The sequence below is a fragment of the Veillonella sp. 3_1_44 genome (assembly GCF_000163715.1).
Taxonomy (GTDB): domain Bacteria; phylum Bacillota; class Negativicutes; order Veillonellales; family Veillonellaceae; genus Veillonella; species Veillonella parvula_A.
Genome location: NZ_GG770201.1, coordinates 221,693 through 241,516 on the forward strand (window position 1 = coordinate 221,693; position 19,824 = coordinate 241,516).

Annotated in this window: 18 protein-coding genes and 1 pseudogene; 13 read left to right on the plus strand and 6 right to left on the minus strand. The window is 37.2% G+C overall.

The window, feature by feature from the left end:
• Positions 1 to 322 precede the first annotated feature (322 nt).
• The 3 genes from HMPREF0873_RS07605 to HMPREF0873_RS07615 all read left to right on the plus strand — a co-directional run bounded on the left by HMPREF0873_RS07605 (position 323) and on the right by HMPREF0873_RS07615 (position 2,618).
• On the plus strand, positions 323 to 994 hold the full coding sequence (locus HMPREF0873_RS07605) for a hypothetical protein (protein ID WP_038125767.1): 672 nt from the start codon (positions 323 to 325) through the stop codon (positions 992 to 994).
• A gap of 238 nt (positions 995 to 1,232) precedes the next feature.
• Positions 1,233 to 1,916 carry a hypothetical protein gene (locus tag HMPREF0873_RS07610; protein ID WP_038125768.1) on the plus strand — a complete coding sequence of 228 codons (684 nt, stop codon included), beginning with the start codon at positions 1,233 to 1,235 and terminating at the stop codon, positions 1,914 to 1,916.
• A gap of 72 nt (positions 1,917 to 1,988) precedes the next feature.
• Positions 1,989 to 2,618, plus strand: coding sequence for a hypothetical protein (locus HMPREF0873_RS07615; RefSeq protein WP_008715297.1), 630 nt, complete (start codon positions 1,989 to 1,991; stop codon positions 2,616 to 2,618).
• A gap of 54 nt (positions 2,619 to 2,672) precedes the next feature.
• Here HMPREF0873_RS07615 and fliB read toward each other — a convergent pair whose 3' ends face one another.
• Positions 2,673 to 3,584, minus strand: a complete 912-nt coding sequence (gene fliB, locus HMPREF0873_RS07620; protein WP_008715298.1) for a flagellin lysine-N-methylase — start codon at positions 3,582 to 3,584, stop codon at positions 2,673 to 2,675.
• 160 nt (positions 3,585 to 3,744) lie between these two features.
• On the opposite strand from fliB, the gene HMPREF0873_RS07625 reads away from it, so the two are divergent.
• The 3 genes from HMPREF0873_RS07625 (at position 3,745) to HMPREF0873_RS07635 (ending at position 5,881) form a co-directional block, all read left to right on the plus strand.
• Entirely contained in the window at positions 3,745 to 4,308 is a 564-nt protein-coding gene (locus HMPREF0873_RS07625) for a PepSY domain-containing protein (protein ID WP_012863831.1), read from the plus strand.
• 515 nt (positions 4,309 to 4,823) lie between these two features.
• Positions 4,824 to 5,444 (plus strand): hypothetical protein, encoded by a 621-nt coding sequence (locus tag HMPREF0873_RS07630; RefSeq protein WP_008715299.1) that lies wholly within the window; start codon positions 4,824 to 4,826, stop codon positions 5,442 to 5,444.
• A gap of 158 nt (positions 5,445 to 5,602) precedes the next feature.
• Positions 5,603 to 5,881 (plus strand): PepSY domain-containing protein, encoded by a 279-nt coding sequence (locus tag HMPREF0873_RS07635; protein ID WP_004693966.1) that lies wholly within the window; start codon positions 5,603 to 5,605, stop codon positions 5,879 to 5,881.
• Between the two features lie 420 nt (positions 5,882 to 6,301).
• Here HMPREF0873_RS07635 and alr read toward each other — a convergent pair whose 3' ends face one another.
• On the minus strand, positions 6,302 to 7,414 hold the full coding sequence (gene alr / locus HMPREF0873_RS07640; protein ID WP_004697849.1) for an alanine racemase: 1,113 nt from the start codon (positions 7,412 to 7,414) through the stop codon (positions 6,302 to 6,304).
• Between the two features lie 359 nt (positions 7,415 to 7,773).
• Between alr and HMPREF0873_RS07645 the strand changes: the two genes are divergently transcribed.
• The 4 genes and pseudogenes from HMPREF0873_RS07645 (at position 7,774) to HMPREF0873_RS10155 (ending at position 12,504) form a co-directional block, all read left to right on the plus strand.
• Positions 7,774 to 8,724, plus strand: a complete 951-nt coding sequence (locus tag HMPREF0873_RS07645; RefSeq protein WP_008715300.1) for a 2-hydroxyacid dehydrogenase — start codon at positions 7,774 to 7,776, stop codon at positions 8,722 to 8,724.
• 235 nt (positions 8,725 to 8,959) lie between these two features.
• Positions 8,960 to 9,352 (plus strand): Hg(II)-responsive transcriptional regulator, encoded by a 393-nt coding sequence (merR, locus tag HMPREF0873_RS07650; protein ID WP_001863748.1) that lies wholly within the window; start codon positions 8,960 to 8,962, stop codon positions 9,350 to 9,352.
• A gap of 28 nt (positions 9,353 to 9,380) precedes the next feature.
• Positions 9,381 to 11,021: a mercury(II) reductase gene (gene merA / locus HMPREF0873_RS07655; RefSeq protein WP_001031935.1), complete on the plus strand. Its 1,641-nt coding sequence runs from the start codon at positions 9,381 to 9,383 to the stop codon at positions 11,019 to 11,021.
• A 159-nt stretch (positions 11,022 to 11,180) separates the two neighbouring features.
• A pseudogene (locus HMPREF0873_RS10155) lies at positions 11,181 to 12,504 on the plus strand (ISL3 family transposase).
• Between the two features lie 33 nt (positions 12,505 to 12,537).
• Here the strand turns inward: HMPREF0873_RS10155 and HMPREF0873_RS07665 are convergent.
• Complete coding sequence (locus HMPREF0873_RS07665; protein WP_004697862.1) at positions 12,538 to 13,101, minus strand: TetR/AcrR family transcriptional regulator; 564 nt, start codon at positions 13,099 to 13,101, stop codon at positions 12,538 to 12,540.
• A gap of 200 nt (positions 13,102 to 13,301) precedes the next feature.
• Between HMPREF0873_RS07665 and HMPREF0873_RS07670 the strand changes: the two genes are divergently transcribed.
• Entirely contained in the window at positions 13,302 to 15,197 is a 1,896-nt protein-coding gene (locus HMPREF0873_RS07670; RefSeq protein ID WP_008715323.1) for a cation-translocating P-type ATPase, read from the plus strand.
• Positions 15,198 to 15,316: 119 nt separating this feature from the next.
• Here HMPREF0873_RS07670 and pflA read toward each other — a convergent pair whose 3' ends face one another.
• The 3 genes from pflA to pflB all read right to left on the minus strand — a co-directional run bounded on the left by pflA (position 15,317) and on the right by pflB (position 18,535).
• Positions 15,317 to 16,093: a pyruvate formate-lyase-activating protein gene (gene pflA, locus HMPREF0873_RS07675; protein ID WP_008715324.1), complete on the minus strand. Its 777-nt coding sequence runs from the start codon at positions 16,091 to 16,093 to the stop codon at positions 15,317 to 15,319.
• Between the two features lie 12 nt (positions 16,094 to 16,105).
• Positions 16,106 to 16,342 (minus strand): autonomous glycyl radical cofactor GrcA3, encoded by a 237-nt coding sequence (gene grcA3 / locus HMPREF0873_RS07680; protein WP_004693956.1) that lies wholly within the window; start codon positions 16,340 to 16,342, stop codon positions 16,106 to 16,108.
• Between the two features lie 75 nt (positions 16,343 to 16,417).
• Entirely contained in the window at positions 16,418 to 18,535 is a 2,118-nt protein-coding gene (gene pflB / locus HMPREF0873_RS07685; RefSeq protein ID WP_038125770.1) for a formate C-acetyltransferase, read from the minus strand.
• A gap of 353 nt (positions 18,536 to 18,888) precedes the next feature.
• Here pflB and HMPREF0873_RS07690 point away from each other — a divergent pair, with 353 nt between their 5' ends.
• Both HMPREF0873_RS07690 and HMPREF0873_RS10085 read left to right on the plus strand, forming a co-directional pair.
• The gene (locus HMPREF0873_RS07690) at positions 18,889 to 19,383 is read left to right on the plus strand and encodes a hypothetical protein (RefSeq protein ID WP_008715326.1); all 495 of its coding nucleotides are present in this window, start codon (positions 18,889 to 18,891) and stop codon (positions 19,381 to 19,383) included.
• Positions 19,384 to 19,389: 6 nt separating this feature from the next.
• The gene (locus tag HMPREF0873_RS10085) at positions 19,390 to 19,581 is read left to right on the plus strand and encodes a hypothetical protein (protein WP_008715328.1); all 192 of its coding nucleotides are present in this window, start codon (positions 19,390 to 19,392) and stop codon (positions 19,579 to 19,581) included.
• The last annotated feature ends 243 nt before the right edge of the window (positions 19,582 to 19,824 follow it).

Consider the following 19,824-nt stretch of genomic DNA (forward strand, 5'->3'; position numbering starts at 1 on the left):
CTGCTTTTTTGTGTTATAATAGGTTAGAATAATGTCTTAAAATTTGAATTATATAGTATAATATATTAATAGATGAAATAAAAAGGAAACCTAATATGGTTATCATTAATAAATCAGGGGTTGCTGATGAAAGGGCTTGACCATAGTTATTATTTTGAAGGGGCAAGTTACCTATAAGCAATTTGGTCTAAATCTTTGGATAACGGGTATTTCTTTTTACATAATATCCTTCATCTTTGGTGTGGGAGGTATAATGTTGTCCATGACGGTTTAAATATAGTTTGTGTTACAATTAGAGAAATATAGGTGTTTTGGAGGATTTATGGAAACAAAATGGTATTCAGATATTTGGCAGCTTATAGTAGCTCCCTTTAAACGTGGTATTCCACAGATTGTAGAGCATGGATCTTGTCGCAAAGGGTTCTATGCTACAGTAGCTTTGGCATTGACGTCATTCGTATTTTCAAATATTCTACCGGCTTTTCTGAGTATGATATTTGTGGATAAACTTAATGTTGCACTTACTGGTGCGGCAGCTCTTTCTGGGGTTGGCTTATTAGGTCTAGCGGTTGGCTTGCTATTTGCTTTTATTGGTATTGCTATTTATTCTGCTATTTTTTCTTGGGTCGCTAATAAATTTGATGCCAATACTACATATGAGTCTGTGTTAAAAATTATGTGGTATGAACAAGCTTATAATCAGATTATGGGGCTAGTTTATTTCATTGGATTCCTATTACTATCATTGCCATTTTTGCTGCTACTAGGCTCTCATCCTGATTCTACAGTAGGTAGTATTGTATGGATAACTATTATTATATTCGCAACGATAGCTTTTGCAGTTTATACATTCTGGGTATGCTTAACATTATTGAGTCGCCAAATTAATAAATCCCGTTTAGCAACTTTTGGCATTTCTATTATTACGAGTTTAATTCCTGTAATCATTTTAGGTGTCTTGATTGGTATGGTAGTACTTGCTACTTCCAGATAATTACATAACATGAAAAATATGAAAGGGGCTGTAACAAAACAGTCCCCTTTTTTATTTTTTAAAGGAACCGCAATTAGAATATAGTAAAACCACATTCTTTTATAGGCTCTTTTGTGTTATAATGATGAACGGAAAATGAAAAGGAACTATTTTTTATAGTTCCTTATTGTGTATTGTATGTTATAGTATTCAAACTTAAATGTTGTGTATGTATATTGTGTAAAAGGTGGTGATACCTATGATGGTGGGTTTAATGCAGTTTATCTATCGTTTATTAAACCCTATTGAAGAGAATAATCCTCGTATGTATCACTTTGATATTGCCTATGGGCAACTCATAGGCATGTTGCTATTAACACTCATATGTTATCAATTTACTATTGTAGGTGAAGGCGTATATTTAGATGCTATACGTGCGTTTATACGCAATTCTTCGTTATTAGTAAGGTGGGAATCGCTATCTCTTCCAGTAGGTCAACATGAAATACAACTTTTTTTGGAACAGATGGGTAGTCCTAGAGAATTTTGGAATATGGGGCGCTTTGCATGGGTAATCGGAAAAGTTATTTTCATGGCATGTATCATTATAGTTTATGCGGTTGCTCAACAGCGTAAATTTTATGTTCGAACTGTTACAACCGGTATTTTGCATATCATGTCATTTGCTCAACTTGTTGTGGCATTGATTACTTTTACAGCAGGGATTATGCTGATTTTAACTTCGGTACCATTAATACTGCAAGCAATCATTGGCTTCTGTATGATTGTGCTATGTGTTTTAAGTACCGTATTATTGTTACAAACTATGGGACGTATTGTGGGAGCATGTATTAATGGGACCCCTTATGAAGGTTTGATTCTAATGTTGATTGCTCTTTTGCTGGTACACGTGTTTGAATGGATTTATATGTTGACTCGATAAAATACATATGATATATCTAGGACGAGACATGGCTCGTCCTTTTTTACTAGTTTTAAACTAAAAGGAGCATTTATGACATGGTATAAGGATATATTGCATTTATTTACCAAGCTTAGCGAACAATCTTTTCAGAATATTATCAATTATGGAGCTCATACAAGAGCCATTCTGAATCTAGTCGTATCTACTATTGTATTATATATAATGACCTATAGCTTACCGTTTATGGTGAAAGTTATATCTCCAATGCTCGGAATTAAACGGATTACTGGGTTAACTCATTTTGATGTAATTAGTATTTTAGCAAGTTCTGTATTTTTAATTTTTCAAATTATCATCGGTTCATTTGTTATATGGCGCTTACTTGTTTTATTAGGTGGTCGTGGTACTTATGGTGGGGTATTGCGCAATTATATATATGGATTAGCTTATACAAATGCACTTCGCACGGTTGTCTTAGTATTAATTCATATACTAGGGATTATTTTTTTCTCTTTGTCTCTTCAAAAATATGTAGGGGATATGGCTTATCTTATTACGATGTTCAGCCAGTATTATGCCGTGTTCATTGTAGCCCAATTAATGAGACGTTATGTTGAATTAGGTATCATTAAAACCTATATTGTTATCTTTATTGTGGCATTATTATCTGTCTCTGTATTACCTCAATGGATTCGCTTTGTTCATACTCTCTTCAAATGATGTATTATAATAAGACTTAAAAAAACCGCAAGATAAAATTCTTGCGGTTTTTGTTCACTCTATAATAAGTTGGGCTTCGTAGTGTTGTAATAATAGCGCCACATTATCTTCGTCGTATTCGATTTGTTGTGACCATCTAGCAATTTGTTTTAATGGTTGTCCCTCTAAGGCGCTGGCTATAAGTATATAGTCAGTACCATCCTTTGCATAGGCCAAGATAGATTCCAAGGAATAGTCTGATAGCATATCAATTTGGCGATACAATATATATTGGTACACTTTGTTAAATAGGCTCATATCCTCTTGCTGTATATAGGTCTGTACGGATGCGGTGAGTTGGTCTAGTTTACTAGATAATGTATTAACCTGTGCAGTCCAATTTTCATCGATGGGTTCCGTTTTTTTATATAGGTCTAATAATTCTTTGAAAGACTGCTTTGTGGGATTTGGCGCATATTGGAATAGATTAGGATCTAAATCAAAGGCTAATAATTCAAAAATATTGTGGAGTGTTAATCGCTCCTTAGAATTGAATTCATTATGGTCATCTTCAATTGTAAAGAGGAGTAAGTCCATTGGTTCTTGTTGGGCTAATAGTTCAACCGATGCTTCACAAGATAATCCAACGCCACATAGTTCTAAGTCTTCAATGTATTTATAAAAGCGTGGATGCATATGACAGGTGTCACAAAGTCCTTCTTCTCCTAATTCAAGAACTACTTTGCATAGACCTTTTTCATTGAGTAAGGGACACATAGGTTGTGCTTTAGAAAAGATAAAATGACTGCCTTCATCATCAACAGTGATGGCTTGGCGTAAGCTTTCACCAAGAGAACCTGTCATGGAATGATAACGTTCAGCAGTAGGCTCATCTATATCGATGGTCCACAGCTGACAACATGTATTTTCGCATTGATCGGCCTTGCATTGAAATTCGTGATATATAGTGGGGTAAATTGAAATCATAGTTAGCTCACATGTAGTTACAAAAATGAATCTATGTGCATTGTATCATAGGGCGTAGGTACATGCACTAATTATATAAATAAAGATTATAAACCGCGTTGATTTAGTGTATAATTGTATATATATTGTTATGATAACTGTTTGAGATATGGAGGAACCAATGAGATCATTTTTTGTAAAAGGTAGCCTTGTATTGGCCTTGGCAGCGGCATTTGGCATGCCAAATGCAAGTGCAGCCCCTTTAGTAGCTGTAGAGCCAACTGTGGCAGTTGTTGATGGCAACCATGCGGCGATTGTAGGCGCTAATGGTTTATTAAATGCCTTTATCCAAAATCATCCAAATGCTGGAATTACGGAAATCGCCTTTGATGCGGATGGAGGTCAAATTAAGTATGATGTAGAAGGTTTTGATGAAACTGGCAAATATGAGTTAACGTATATCTATGCTACTAATCAAATCTTTGAAAAACGCGAAGGGGACTTCCATAAATCGTTAAAGAAAAAATCTTTTGATCCACGAGAAATTTTACCTCCTGCAGCAGTGGTGAACTTTGCTTATGCCCAAACAAAAGGCAAAGCTGTGAGTCTCAACGAATGGGCTGTGCGCTATGATAAAGGTAAAATCGTGTACAAAGTTAGCTTTGGTACAGAAGATAATAAAGAGGTACATGTACGTATGGATGCAATGAACGGTAAATTGCTATCTGTTAAATTTGATGACTAATATATGATTGACTAGTTATTATATCTTAATAGTGCCTAGTTATTTTATTCTGAATATAATAATTAAATAGATTAATACTGTTTTTCTTAAAAAAATAACTAGTATTGAAGTATTTTTTGTGAAAGTTTGCTCATGAATATGAATTTTTAGATATCAACACGTGTATTTTGAAGCCGTTTATCCCTTATATATGGGGTAAACGGCTTTTGACATGTTATTCATGGAATTTTTAAGTATAAAGTAAATCCCATAGGATTTTATAGGAATTATATATAAATTCATTCTAAACTCACTATAAAATAAGCATTTAATGGTTCTTCTACATTTTGACTTCATAGACTATCGATAGTATGTGTACCAGTCGAAAGACAAACTCAACTATATCTGAAATTTCCAAACTATATATCTACAAGTCCATGCTAGATATATGTTTTGGAACTTACATGATGACATTGAGTTGACTGGAAATATACATGCGTAAAGTTGCATGTATATGAATTAATAAGGAGGACAATATGAAAAAATCTATTTTAAAAAGTAGTATTGCTTTAGCAGTGGCTGGCGTATTTGGTGCCACTGTAGCTGTAACAGCAGCTGAACCAGTAACTCCAATGCCTGTTACGCAAGAAACAGCGAGTACAGCGACTCCAGCACAACCAGTTACTGATCCAGTAGTTCCTACTGTAGCGGTGGCTCCAGATGTGGATACTACTGCAGTTGCACCTAAAACTCCGGTAGCTCCTGTAGCAGAAGCTAATCAAGTAGGTACAGCAGTTCGTAATACTACACCAGTTCCAACAGCTACACAAGATGTTAAAACACCAGTAGCTCAAGAAACTGTAGTGCCTAGTACAGAAAATCCTGCAGCAGCGGTCCCTTCTATTGAAACTGCATCTGTAGCTAAAGCTCCTAGTGAACCAAGAGTAGTACGCAGTGGTGATAAAAAATCTGATTCTGTAGCGAAGCATGGTAAAGAAGTTAAAAATACTAAAAAAGCTGCAGTAGATAAAGCGCCTAAAGTAAAAGTTGTGAAAGACGAAAAAAAAGCTGATAAAGAAGAGCCTACTAAAGAGGAAAAAAAAACTCTAAAAGTAGAAAATCACAACCTAGCACAACCAACCAGCAAGAAGGCGTAGTAGACCAAAATAGTATTTTCGTAGTTGGTGCTAATTATTTAATTGACCAATTCGAAAGTAAATTTGGAAACTCCAAAATCACTAATGTATCCTTCAAAATTCAAGGTAAAACTGCCATCTATGAAGTAGCTGGTTTTAATACTAGTGGTGCTCATTCTATGACTCTAGATGTGGCTACTGGTAATGTAACCGATGGTACTCCTAAAGCATATGATGCATCTATGGAAGCTAGTGCTATTGATGCCGGAACAGTCATACCTCCACATGTGGCAATTAATGCAGCTTTCGTACAGTCTGGCAAGGTAGCGACTGGTATTAATGCGTGGTCTCTTGCTAATCAAAATGGAAAATCACTATATACCATAGAGTTCCATGATGCACAAAATAAACCGATATCCGTTGTATTGGATGCTAAAACAGGGACGGTAGCAAAATAAGTTGATCTCCTATTCTATAGCGCTGTAAAGTAAACCCTTTCAAAAACGAACACTAAGCACTCAAAACTATACACACATAACATAAGTACACTTACACACACATACACAACACATAAAACACACAAAAACACTACACAATAAACAACACACACAATAAACAACACACACAATAAACAATTACACACAGCCCTCTGGATTGGATAGATAAACATTGACTCTCTCCTATGCCGTCTATCATTCAGAGGGCCCCTTATGAATTGTGGTTCCCTCCGAATCATAAGATTATATACTTGGTATATATACTCTCTCTCACAATAAGAACGTAACTGCTTTACAGCACGCTGGGTATAGGAGAGCAAGAAAGCCCGTATCACATGTAGACTTCTACATGTGATACGGGCTTTCTTTATTTTACATAGGTTAAATATATTGTCGTGGTACGCGCTCTGAGAATCCACAAAAGATCTCATAAGGAATTGTGGAAGCAAGGGCTGCAATTTCTAAAGCAGAAATGCTTTCATGACCTTGAGACCCTAGAAGCACCACCTTATCGCCAGGCTTTACCGTGATTGTATCTGGAACAGAAACCATGAATTGATCCATACAAATACGGCCTACTACGGGACAACGAGTGCCATGAATCAGTACGGTGCCCCGATTGGATAAACTACGAGGATAGCCATCCGCATAGCCTACAGGGATAGTAGCAATTGTCATTGGCTCAGTTGTGATATAGGTAGATCCATATCCAATGCCTTCGCCAGCAGGGATATGTTGTACATGAACAACTTCACTATGGAAGGATAAAACAGGTTTTAAGCCCAATCGATTTGGCACATCAAGAGATGGCATGATACCGTATTGAATAATACCAGGACGAGCATCTGTGAATAGACTATCTTTGACAGATAAAAGACCTGCACTGTTGGCGAGGGAGAAACGGTAATCTGCTTCTGGACGGAATGCTCGTATTTCATCCACCATGCGATGAAATTTTTGCGTTTGGCTATGGGCGTGTGATTGATCCGCCGCATCAGCATTGCTCATGTGGGAGAAGAATCCGTCTATTTCCAAATTTTCGTAGGACTCAATGCGTTTGATAAACTCAATGGCATCCTCAGGCTTGATACCGATGCGATGCATGCCTGTATCAACGGCAACAGCAACGCGAATAATCATGTCGTGATTATCGGCTACTTTATTGAGTGATTCCAAGTCGGTAGATTCACAAACGGCAGGAATCGAATTAGTGTCTGCCACAAGTTCAAAGGATTGTGGCCTTGTGAGTCCTAATAAATAAATAGGCACCATAATACCTGCATTGCGAAGTGGTACGGATTCTTCTGGAATAGCAACGGCTAAGGATTCGTAACCTTCCTCCACAGCAATACGGCCCATCATAACGCTGCCGTGGCCGTAGCCATTGGCCTTGATAACAGCTGTAGATGTGCTCCACTCAGGCAAACTATCTTTAATTTTACGCAAATTCTCGCGAACGAGACTTGTATTTATGGTCAAATAGGTGGGTCTCATGGTATTCCTCAATTCTATATAACATTACTCTTATTTTATAACTTTTGGGGAATTACACAATACTTTTGTGAAAGTTTTATACAGAAAAATTAGTTATATTTTTAATTTTATAGCTCTTCTGCATATATTATATACAATAATTGTGAAAGAATACTAATTAATATGGTTAGATGTGTTATTTAGGCTATATATTATAGTATTATTTATACAAATGATGTTTTTGATTCTATAGATATTTGTACCAATTCTATAGATAATAGTATAATTTATATGGATAAATTCTTTATATATTTGATATATATCTATAAAAGTAATTGAGTAAACTTTTTCTTATTTTTTTAGTTGTTTAGGAGGTTCTCATGAGTGAACGTGTAGTAGTTGTAAACGCAAGTAAAATGAATTATGACCATGCATTAGATTTCTCCATATTATCTAATGATGTACAGGTTTATGATAACAGTACAAATACTGAGCTTATCGAACGCATTCAGGGTGCTCGCGTAGTAGTAACAAAAGAGATTTCTGTTACTGCTGAGTTACTTTCACAATTTCCAGATACAGTAAAGCTCATCGTAGAAGCCGGCACAGGCTATAATAATATCGACCTCAATGCAGCAAAGGCAAAGGGTATCACTGTGTGCAACATTCCAGCATACAGTACAGAGCGTGTAGCACATACGGTAATCATGATGATTCTTAATTTTGCGTCCACTATGCAACAACAAATTGGTATGCTTGCTAAAGGTGATCGTAGTAACTTTACAAAATATTTGCAAGTGAGTCATACAGAAGTGAATGGCAAAACATTAGGTGTTGTTGGTGCTGGTCACATCGGAATGGAAGTTATCAAAGTAGCAAAAGCACTTGGCATGAATATCTTGGTTCATACACGTACACCAAAAGCTGATGGGGATGGTATTCGTTATGTAAGTCTTGATGAATTACTTGAAAATAGTGATTATATTACATTGCATTGCCCATTGAATGACCAAACTAAACATTTTATTAATAAAGAAACAATTGGTAAGATGAAGCCTAATGCAGTTATCGTGAATACGGGGCGTGGTCCTCTTATTAATGAAGCAGACCTTTGTAAAGCATTAGCAGCCAAACGCATTGCAGGTGCAGGTCTCGATGTACAAGAGGTAGAACCACCAGTTGAGGATAGCCCTCTTTATACCCTAGATAATGTTATCATTACTCCACACATGAGTTGGAAAGGCCTTGAAACACGTCAACGCTTGGTAGGAATCATTCGTGACAATGTACAAGCCTTCTTTAAGGGTGAACCAATCAATGTTGTATCTTGATAGAATTTTAATAATTATAGGGTCTTCGGAATATATAGTGGAATTACTTTCTTAATAGTTTAAAAACAACTGGTGTTTAAATCGGATTTTCTGGTGGGATGTTAGGATAATCAATAGTATTATATAAAAGTATCAATCACATACGAGTGATACTTTGGGGAAAAAATAAAATAGTCCAATTTACTTGACCGTGTACTATGGTACATGGTTTATAATATTCAGGGGGTGAAATAAGATGATTTATCGCATTAGTGAGTTTGCAGATAAATGTGGAGTTAATAAAGAAACGATCAGATATTACGAGCGAAAAAATTTATTACAAGAACCTCACCGAACGGAAGCTGGTTATCGGATATATTCATATGATGACGTTAAGCGTGTTGGGTTTATTAAACGAATACAGGAACTTGGTTTCTCTTTAAGCGAGATTTATAAATTACTTGGTGTTGTAGATAAAGATGAAGTTCGTTGTCAAGATATGTTCGAATTTGTTTCTAAAAAACAAAAGGAAGTGCAAAAACAAATAGAGGATTTAAAACGAATTGAAACTATGTTAGACGACTTAAAACAACGATGTCCAGATGAAAAGCAATTACATTCGTGTCCAATAATAGAAACATTAACATGAGAGATTAATTAACGAAAGGAGCTTTTTTATGAATAAATTTAAGGTAAACATTTCAGGAATGACTTGTACGGGTTGTGAAAAACACGTAGAATCAGCACTTGAAAAGATAGGTGCTAAAAATATTGAGTCTAGTTATCGTCGTGGTGAAGCAGTATTTGAACTGCCCGATGATATTGAGGTTGAAAGTGCAATAAAGGCGATTGATGAAGCAAATTACCAAGCCGGAGAAATTGAAGAAGTATCATCACTAGAAAACGTGGCGTTAATTAATGAAGACAATTATGACCTTCTTATTATTGGTTCTGGTGCTGCTGCCTTTTCTTCGGCAATTAAAGCTATAGAATACGGTGCAAAAGTTGGAATGATTGAGCGTGGAACGGTTGGGGGAACCTGTGTGAATATTGGCTGTGTTCCGTCAAAAACTCTTCTTAGGGCAGGGGAAATCAATCATTTATCAAAAGACAATCCGTTTATAGGTTTACAAACATCCGCTGGAGAAGTGGATTTAGCTAGTTTAATCACGCAAAAGGATAAATTGGTGAGCGAACTTCGGAATCAAAAATATATGGATTTAATTGATGAATATAATTTTGATTTAATTAAAGGTGAAGCAAAATTCGTTGATGCTAGTACGGTTGAGGTCAATGGGGCAAAGTTATCTGCAAAACGCTTTTTAATTGCAACAGGTGCATCGCCTTCGTTGCCCCAAATTTCAGGACTTGAAAAAATGGACTATTTAACTAGTACAACACTTCTTGAGTTAAAGAAAATACCAAAACGATTAACTGTAATTGGTTCAGGATACATTGGAATGGAGCTTGGACAACTATTTCATCATTTAGGTTCAGAAATAACGCTTATGCAAAGAAGTGAGCGACTTTTAAAGGAGTATGATCCTGAGATTTCAGAGTCAGTTGAAAAAGCGTTAATTGAACAGGGTATAAACCTTGTCAAAGGGGCAACTTTTGAGCGTGTTGAACAAAGTGGAGAGATAAAAAGGGTTTACGTAACAGTAAATGGCAGTAGAGAAGTCATTGAATCAGATCAGTTACTTGTTGCCACTGGAAGAAAACCAAATACGGATTCTTTAAATTTAAGTGCAGCAGGTGTTGAAACTGGAAAAAATAATGAAATCCTGATCAATGATTTTGGTCAAACAAGTAATGAAAAGATTTATGCAGCAGGAGATGTGACTTTAGGACCACAATTTGTATATGTAGCAGCCTATGAAGGTGGAATTATTACTGATAATGCTATTGGTGGATTAAACAAAAAAATAGATTTATCGGTAGTTCCTGCTGTTACGTTTACGAATCCGACGGTTGCAACGGTTGGTTTAACAGAAGAACAAGCAAAAGAGAAAGGGTATGATGTGAAGACATCTGTATTACCTTTAGATGCTGTTCCAAGAGCAATTGTAAACCGTGAAACAACCGGTGTATTTAAACTAGTAGCAGATGCAGAAACACTAAAAGTATTAGGGGTTCATATTGTATCTGAAAATGCAGGAGATGTCATCTATGCAGCATCATTAGCTGTTAAATTTGGCTTAACGATAGAAGATTTAACAGAAACCCTAGCACCATATTTAACAATGGCTGAAGGGCTAAAATTAGTTGCACTTACGTTCGATAAAGATATTTCGAAATTATCTTGTTGTGCAGGCTAAGGGAACTTTTTTACAACTCCCTATTCAAGTGAACCAGCTAATGCTTTAAGGGATTTTCTAAGTGCATTTGTGGTCACAAAAATAATTTAACACTGATGATTTCGACATCAAATCTATAATTGATACCTTAACACCGCTGAGTAATAAAGGATGAATAATATGTCAGACTTATTATCCCTACCAGACATTAAAACAATAGAACCGCCACAAAAAAATGAAACCGATATGACGTTTAAAGTTGAAGCAGTCGGACCACCTGAACGTTGTCCTGAATGTGGTTTTGACAAGTTGTACAAACACAGTTCAAGAAATCAACTAATTATGGATTTGCCCATTCGTTTAAAGCGAGTGGGCTTACAATTGAACCGTAGACGATACAAGTGTCGTAAATGCGGATCTACCTTCTGGGAACGCCTATATCTGTAGATGAAAAGCGTAGTATGACCAAAAGGCTTTTAAAGTCCATTCAAGAGCAATCCATGTCTAAGACCTTTGTAGAAGTCGCAGAAAGCGTTGGTGTTGACGAGAAAACCATTAGGAACGTTTTTAAGGACTATGTGGCACTCAAAGAACGTGAATACCAGTTTGAAACTCCTAAGTGGCTTGGGATAGACGAGATACATATTATCCGTAGACCTCGGCTTGTATTGACTAATATTGAACGCAGGACTATTTATGACATCAAGCCTAACCGTAACAAGGAAACAGTCATCCAACGTCTTTCAGAAATCAGTGACAGGACTTACATTGAGTACGTCACAATGGATATGTGGAAGCCCTACAAAGACGCAGTGAACACTATCCTTCCACACGCTAAAGTTGTCGTAGATAAGTTTCATGTAGTTAGAATGGCTAATCAAGCCTTAGAGATAACGTCAGAAAGTCTTTGAAAGCCCATATGAGCCAAAAAGAAAGACGTACCCTTATGCGTGAAAGGTTTATCCTTCTAAAGCGTAAACACGATCTAAATGAACGTGAATCATTCCTCTTAGATACTTGGTTAGGTAATCTTCCTGCTTTAAAAGAAGCCTATGAACTCAAAGAAGAGTTTTACTGGATATGGGATACTCCTGATCCAGATGAAGGTCATCTTCGTTATAGTCAATGGAGACACCGTTGTATGTCCAGCAACTCTAAAGACGCATATAAAGACCTCGTGAGAGCCGTAGACAACTGGCATGTTGAAATATTCAACTACTTTGATAAAAGGCTAACTAATGCTTATACGGAGTCAATTAACAGCATTATTAGGCAGGTAGAGCGAATGGGTAGAGGTTACTCGTTTGATGCCTTACGAGCCAAAATCCTTTTCAATGAGAAGCTCCATAAAAAGCGTAAGCCACGATTTAATTCAAGTGCTTTCAATAAAGCTATGTTATACGATACTTTCAATTGGTATGAAGTGAATGATCACGACATTACAGACAACTTAGGTGTCGATTTTTCCACACTTATTAAGAATTTGGAGAAGGGTGATTTATAAGCCCTTTTCCACCATAAAATCCGAATACCCTAATTATATAATAGGTTCTATAACGGCATGAAAGTAATTGTCTAATTTTGTAGGTGATTCTTTCATGCCGTTTTTTACCCACCATAACACCATTTCGACAAAACTACCTGAAATATGATTGATAATAAAGTCATCCGGTAGATTTGTATTTGCTTTACGGTCTTGATTGATGAAATATCCTTGCACCAACTCATTTAGATGATCTCTAAAATAGCGCAAAAAGATTTCGTTATTATCACTAGCTAGTAGTTCGAGGATTTTATTTTCATTTTGCTGTAAATGTTGTAATAAATGACCAAATACTGAGACGGGGTAAACACTTTGTTGATAAAGACCATGAGCATGAGGTAAATGATTAATACTATCTTTTATATGTAAAAACAAGTCTTCGCAGAGGGCTTCTAGTAATGCCTCTTTTGTGTCGAAATGAGCATAAAATGTGGTGCGTCCAATATCTGCAGCACTAATGATTTCCTGAACGGTGATTTTGTCATATGCCTTATTAGATAATAAGTCGTTAAAAGCTATAAATATGGCTTTACGAGTCCTTTTCTGTCTACGATCCATATTAACTCCTGTCATACTTTTAGTACAAAACATCATATATGTTCCGTAATGAACATATATGATGTTTTATATATTGTATTAAAACCATAGGTTGATACAATTAAAGTGAACAAAGTGTTCGCTATCGTAATTATTGTACTGTAAGTATAGTTATAATTCAATTCATATTGATAGTGAAAGTCTGATAAGGGGATTGCTGTATGGTACATCGAATACATGATATATTATCTGGTTTATATATGACGATTTTAGCAGGGCTATTTTTACTGCTTGATGGGATTCCGCATTTGATAGAGGAGTTTGGTGGACAGAGTCCGTTTCAAAATATATTCCCTTTTGAGCCTTCTTGGGTTACCGTTATTATTTGTGGTTTTCCTCTTGTGTATTTATCTATTCGAAAAATCGTATATAATAAGGGAATTAGTAAAATCTCATCAGCTCTATTGATTTCCATGGCTATGTTTGCAGCCGTTGCCATCGGAGATATATTTGCGGCTGGTGAGGTAGCGTTTATTATGGCTTTAGGCGCTCTCCTTGAAGAATCAACTACCGAGCGAGCAAAAAAAGGGTTAAAAAAGTTAATTTCGTTAGCACCTGTTAAGGGTCGTAAAATACAAGATAACAAAGAAATAATGATTTCCATAGAGTCTATACAAAGTGGTGATTACTTGCGAATCCTTCCGGGCGAAACAATACCTGTAGATGGTCGAATCATTAAAGGTGAAACAACGGTAGACCAATCCATTATGACAGGAGAGTCTATACCTGTTGATAAAACAATTGATGATGATGTATTTGGTGGAACTATTAATTGTTTTGGTGCCATAGATATTATAGCTACTAAAGTGGGCGAAGATAGTTCTATTCAAAAAATGATTCAGCTTATTAGAAATGCGGAACAGAAACAGGCTCCGATTCAGCGCATAGCTGATACTGTTGCTAGTCGATTGGTTCCTATTGCATTGATGATTGCTTGCATAGGCTATCTAGTAACTGGAAATATTATCGTCGGTGTTACTGTGTTGGTAGTATTTTGTCCTTGTGCATTGGTGCTTGCTACACCTACTGCGGTTATGGCCGCTATTGGTCAAGCTACTAAACATGGCGTTATTATTAAATCTGGTGAAATTCTTGAAACTATGGGAAAAGTGGATACCATGGCATTTGATAAAACCGGCACATTAACACGTGGCCAGTTATCGGTTCAATCTATTTTGGTCGTTGATACAGATTATAGTGAGGTCGATATTCTTCAATTAGCTGCATCTGCAGAGGCTAAGAGCGAGCATCCTATTGGCAAGGCTATCGTTTCTCATGCCATACATCAAGATTTAGAAATACTTGATACTACTTCGTTTACGATGTCCGTAGGAAGGGGCGTTATTGCCATAATAAACGGTGTTACATTATATTGTGGTCATGAACGTTTTCTTGAGGAACATAATATTATTGTTGATGAAAGGGTTCAACAAAACGTTAATACATATCGAAGTGAAGGAAAGGTATCTATCATTATTGCAGATAAAGATCATATTATAGGTATTATTACTTTATCTGATACAATGCGACGAGATACGGCAGATATGTTGTCTGCAATCTCTAGTCTAGCTATAAAAACAGTACTTCTTACGGGGGATAGTAAAGAAACGGCTACATATATTGGCAAAAAAGCAGGTATTTCTGAAATACATGCGGAGCTTTTACCTGGAGAAAAAGTGAGTATTATTGAAGAGTTGCAAGGAAAACACCACAAGGTTTGTATGGTTGGTGATGGAATTAATGATGCACCAGCTATGAAGACTTCCGATGTGAGTATTGCAATGGGGAGTATCGGTAGTGATATTGCCATAGAAACAGCTGATATTGCATTGATGAGTGAAGATCTTAGCAAAATTCCTTATATTAAGCGACTATCAGATGCTACGATTAGAACTATTAAATTTAGTATTGCTTTATCAATGGCCATTAACTGTATCGCTATTATTCTGTCATTACTTGAGGTTTTGACACCTACTACCGGTGCGTTAGTTCATAATGTGGGGTCCTGTTTGGTTGTCCTCATTGCAGCCCGTTTGTATGATAGAAAGTTTATTTAAATGCAATAAGAGCCGTCCCCGGTTGTATGGGGGCGGCTCTATTGATTAGGGCTATCATAGATCAAGTCTTGGTATATATATTTATATATATCAAGGGAGGTAGTTATCCTCAAACTTGATTATGATTGATGTTGTGTTTTGATGGGACTCCACCAATGGCGTCTATAGGCCTTGATGCCTTCCACCACGGTTCTTGTCGCTTTGGCTGCAATATCTTTCGTTGCAGCGGGGATGCCCTCTAGGCGATAGGGAATACCTAACTCCTTATATTTGGCGGTACCCATAACGTGATATGGTAAGCAGTCAACGGCTTGTAAATTTTTCAGAGATCCTAGGAAAAAGCCTAGACGATAGTGACGATCGGCATTATCTGTAATCGTAGGGACTACTACGTGACGAACCCAAATCGGAACTTCCACGTCTGCCGTCAATCGAGCAAACCCGAGAATGGGCTCTAACGGTTTACCCGTTAACCATAAATGCTTGGCTGGATCGATTTCCTTAATGTCTAGGATGACGAGACTAGTTACACTGAGTAATTTACGGTATGCCACCTCTTGGTGGGGGTCAAAACAAATTCCACTTGTATCTAAACAGGTATGGACGTTTCTTTCACGGAAATATGTGAAAAGCTCAATAACAAAGTCGATTTGCATAAGAGCTTCCCCACCTGTGACGGTGATACCACCATTAGTATAAAATTGGCGGTTACGTTCGTACTGGTCCCATAATTCCTTTACGGTCATGAATTTAGCATTATCGCTAGTTTCATCCCATGTATCAGGATTATGGCAATAAGCACAGCGCATGGGGCATCCTTGAAGAAATACCACCATGCGCATGCCTGGACCATCAACCGTACCCATCGTTTCAACCGAATGAATACGTCCAGTCATAGGAAACCTCGATTAGATACGTTGATGGAATGTACGGGAAATAACTTCGTCCTGTTGTTGTTTTGTCAATTTGTTGAAGTGCACCGCATAACCGGATACACGAATCGTCAATTGAGGGTACAACTCAGGATGTTTTTGAGCGTCTAACAATGTTTCACGAGTAAACACGTTAACGTTCAAATGATGGCCGCCCTTTTGGGAATAACCATCCAATAACTCTACCAAGTTATCAACTTGTTGGTTGCTCATGGGTATAACCTCCTTTCAACCAAGACTAACACTCGTATCGGTGCCGGTGAAAGCAGTCCGATACTGTGGAAGATTTTATTTATCTTCCTTTATAGTAACATTTGGTTCGCTGCATGCGAAGTTTGTATTGCTGTTAGGCAATTGAGAAGGGTCTAACTCAATATCAAAATCGCTGACGGAAACAAATGTTTCACCAGATTTACCTAATGCGTCCGGAATGATAGAGAAGGTATTAGAAATACCATCGGAGCAATCACGCCATGGCATTTTAGCTACGGATGCCAACGAGGATACAGCACCGTGAGAATCACGACCGTGCATTGGGTTCGCGCCAGGAGCGAAAGCTTCGCCAGCTTTACGGCCATCTGGAGTAGAACCTGTAGCAGTACCATATACTACGTTGGAAGTAATTGTTAACAAGCTCATAGTTGGAACGGATTGACGATATGTAGGATGTTTACGAATCTTGTTCATAAATGTGGAAACAACCTTTGCTGCCAAGCTATCTACACGGTCATCATCGTTACCATATTTAGGGAAGTCACCTTCGATTTCGAAATCAACAGCGATGCCATTTTCGTCACGGATAGGTTTTACCTTAGCATATTTAATAGCGGATAAGGAGTCTGCTACTACGGATAAACCAGCGATACCAGTTGCAAACCAACGAGTTACCTTGCGGTCATGCAATGCCATTTCTAGTTTTTCATAAGCATATTTATCGTGCATGTAGTGAATGATGTTCAAGGCATTTACATATACGCCTGCCAACCATTCCATCATGTCGTCGAATTTTTCCCATACTTCGTCAAATTCTAAGTATTCGGAAGTGATAGGGCGGTATTTAGGACCAATTTGTTTCTTCAACTTTTCGTCAACGCCACCGTTGATAGCGTAAAGCAAGCATTTCGCCAAGTTGGAACGAGCACCAAAGAATTGCATTTCTTTACCGATACGCATTGGGGATACGCAACATGCGATGGCGTAGTCATCACCAGAGTTAGGACGCATCAATTCGTCATTTTCGTATTGAATGGAAGATGTTTCAATGGATAATTTCGCACAGAAACGGCGGAAACCGATAGGCATGCGAGGGGACCATAATACAGTGAGGTTTGGCTCTGGAGCAGGGCCAAGGTTAGTCAATGTATGTAGGTAACGGAAGGACATCTTAGAAACCAATGTACGGCCGTCAGTACCCATACCACCGATGGATTCAGTGGTCCAAACAGGGTCACCTGTGAACAAATTGTTGTATTCGTGGATACGTGCGAAGCGAACCATGCGCAATTTCATAATGAAATGGTCTACGAATTCTTGGATTTGTTCCTCTGTGTATGTGCCGTTGCGAAGGTCTCGTTCCGCATAGATATCGAGGAATGTGGAGTTACGACCAATGGACATAGCAGCACCGTTTTGCTCTTTAATAGCACCAAGATAGCCGAAGTAAATCCATTGCATAGCTTCACGAACATCCTTAGCTGGTTTGGAAATATCATAGCCATAGGATGCTGCCATCTCTTTCAATTCTTTCAAAGAGCGGATTTGATCTTGTATTTCCTCACGGTCGCGAATAACATCTTCTAGCATGTCACCCATTGTAATGCTAAATTGTTCTTTTTTATCTTCAATGAGATAATCAACACCGTAAAGAGCGATACGACGATAGTCACCGATAATACGACCACGGCTATACGCATCTGGTAAACCAGTTACAATGTGAGCTGTACGTGCAGCTCGCATTTCTGGAGTATATACATCAAATACGCCATCATTGTGAGTTTTGCGATGTTTCTTAAAGAAGTCCTCTGTTTGCGGATCCATTTTGAAGCCGTATTCTTCAATAGCGGATTTTGCTGTGCGCAAGCCACCATATGGGAACATAGCGCGTTTTAAAGGTTTGTCAGTTTGCAAACCAACGATTGTTTCACGTTCTTTGTCGATATATCCTGGCGCATGGGCAGTAATGTGTGTGGCCACGGAAGTATCAGCATCGAGCATGCCGCCTTTTTCACGTTCTTCTTCATAAAGCTTCATTACTTGTTCCCACAATTTTGTTGTTCGTTCTGTAGGACCAGCAAGGAAGGAATCGTCCCCTTCATAGGGGATATAGTTTCTTTGAATAAAGTCGCGTACATCAACGGCTTTATCCCACACACCTGTGTTAAAATCTTTCCATGCAGTATGTTGCATTTTGCACCTCCATAAAAGGATATAACTATAGATTTCTATGCCTATAGTGTACAATGTTTGTAGCAATTCTACAATGAATAGATGATATAGATTTTCAATACATACTATGCGATTTTGTGAAGTATCTCATAAAATTCCATAAGCTGAATTGTTGACGTTTGCTTGTATATAGAGGATTATATAAGTTTTTTCTTTTTGTGATCTCACTTGATGTATACATAATAATATGAAATTGCATATCAATATTAATAAAGGGAATAAAAATTTCATTAAAGAGGATGAAGGCGGATTATTCAATAGTATGATCGGATATTTCAAATTTAAAGGCCCTTTCAGGTGTATTAAATGTCTCTGTGGATGAATTGCTTTCAGAAGAAGCGGTTAAACCTCGATATCCTTATGAAAGTATCGTAGAATACGATATCGATGAGATAAAACATTTCGACATTAAACTGGATTCTGTTAATCACGTAAAAATGAGAGCTGGAGAGGGTGAGAAGATAAAGGTTCAACTGGTCAGTGATACTATTGAAAATTTGACGGAACTGGTGAAAGTAAAAATCGATGATATCAAAAGGCGTATCGATGTGGATGTAAATCGTTCCAAATCCTTATCTGAAAAGCTTGTAAAAGAACATTTGTCGATTTTTATAAATTTGCCTGAAAAATATATGGGAGATACGGAGCTAGCGACCCATTGTGAAAAGCTAGAGCTGTTTGATATTATTAGTGAAAAGTTTGAGCTAGACGGAGCGGCTAAAGAAATTTATATTGCCGGCGGTAACAGTCATATAGAGCTGGATAACAACTCTCCAATGGAGATATATGTAGCGGATTATACGGGGTGAATTGATGTGAATCAGATATCGGCGAAATCTCGGCTGCATGTCCCTCACGAGTATGCTTTCAAAGCGGTGAAAAAAGGTATTCGCACTAAATTGTTCTTTGAAAATCGTGGACATCTTGTAGATGATTTTTCTGTGTCTGAATCAGAAAATCAAATTGAAATTAATGGAATCAATAGTGAACTTACAATAGTCAAGTGAAGTGAATAGTTGTATTAACTACATAGACATATCTGCTACATAGTTTTCATAAAGCGTTATTACTTGTTCCAACGACTTTGTTACACATTTTGTAGGACCCATAAGGAAGAAATCATCCCCTTCATAGGAATAAAAAGTATGATTTAATTTATTGTAGTGTTAGGGGTATATTATGGTACTATTGAGATAGTGTTATTAAGCTATAAAACATGGAGATAACATGATCTTGGTAGAATGAATCAA

Excerpts from the sequence above, each read along its gene's own strand:
- HMPREF0873_RS07605 (WP_038125767.1), top strand. The coding sequence starts at position 323 with ATGGAAACAAAATGGTATTCAGATATTTGGCAGCTTATAGTAGCTCCC.
- HMPREF0873_RS07610 (WP_038125768.1), top strand. The coding sequence starts at position 1,233 with ATGATGGTGGGTTTAATGCAGTTTATCTATCGTTTATTAAACCCTATT.
- HMPREF0873_RS07615 (WP_008715297.1), top strand. The coding sequence starts at position 1,989 with ATGACATGGTATAAGGATATATTGCATTTATTTACCAAGCTTAGCGAA.
- fliB (WP_008715298.1), bottom strand. The coding sequence starts at position 3,584 with ATGATTTCAATTTACCCCACTATATATCACGAATTTCAATGCAAGGCC.
- HMPREF0873_RS07625 (WP_012863831.1), top strand. The coding sequence starts at position 3,745 with ATGAGATCATTTTTTGTAAAAGGTAGCCTTGTATTGGCCTTGGCAGCG.
- HMPREF0873_RS07630 (WP_008715299.1), top strand. The coding sequence starts at position 4,824 with ATGAAAAAATCTATTTTAAAAAGTAGTATTGCTTTAGCAGTGGCTGGC.
- HMPREF0873_RS07635 (WP_004693966.1), top strand. The coding sequence starts at position 5,603 with ATGACTCTAGATGTGGCTACTGGTAATGTAACCGATGGTACTCCTAAA.
- alr (WP_004697849.1), bottom strand. The coding sequence starts at position 7,414 with ATGAGACCCACCTATTTGACCATAAATACAAGTCTCGTTCGCGAGAAT.
- HMPREF0873_RS07645 (WP_008715300.1), top strand. The coding sequence starts at position 7,774 with ATGAGTGAACGTGTAGTAGTTGTAAACGCAAGTAAAATGAATTATGAC.
- merR (WP_001863748.1), top strand. The coding sequence starts at position 8,960 with ATGATTTATCGCATTAGTGAGTTTGCAGATAAATGTGGAGTTAATAAA.
- merA (WP_001031935.1), top strand. The coding sequence starts at position 9,381 with ATGAATAAATTTAAGGTAAACATTTCAGGAATGACTTGTACGGGTTGT.
- HMPREF0873_RS07665 (WP_004697862.1), bottom strand. The coding sequence starts at position 13,101 with ATGGATCGTAGACAGAAAAGGACTCGTAAAGCCATATTTATAGCTTTT.
- HMPREF0873_RS07670 (WP_008715323.1), top strand. The coding sequence starts at position 13,302 with ATGGTACATCGAATACATGATATATTATCTGGTTTATATATGACGATT.
- pflA (WP_008715324.1), bottom strand. The coding sequence starts at position 16,093 with ATGACTGGACGTATTCATTCGGTTGAAACGATGGGTACGGTTGATGGT.
- grcA3 (WP_004693956.1), bottom strand. The coding sequence starts at position 16,342 with ATGAGCAACCAACAAGTTGATAACTTGGTAGAGTTATTGGATGGTTAT.
- pflB (WP_038125770.1), bottom strand. The coding sequence starts at position 18,535 with ATGCAACATACTGCATGGAAAGATTTTAACACAGGTGTGTGGGATAAA.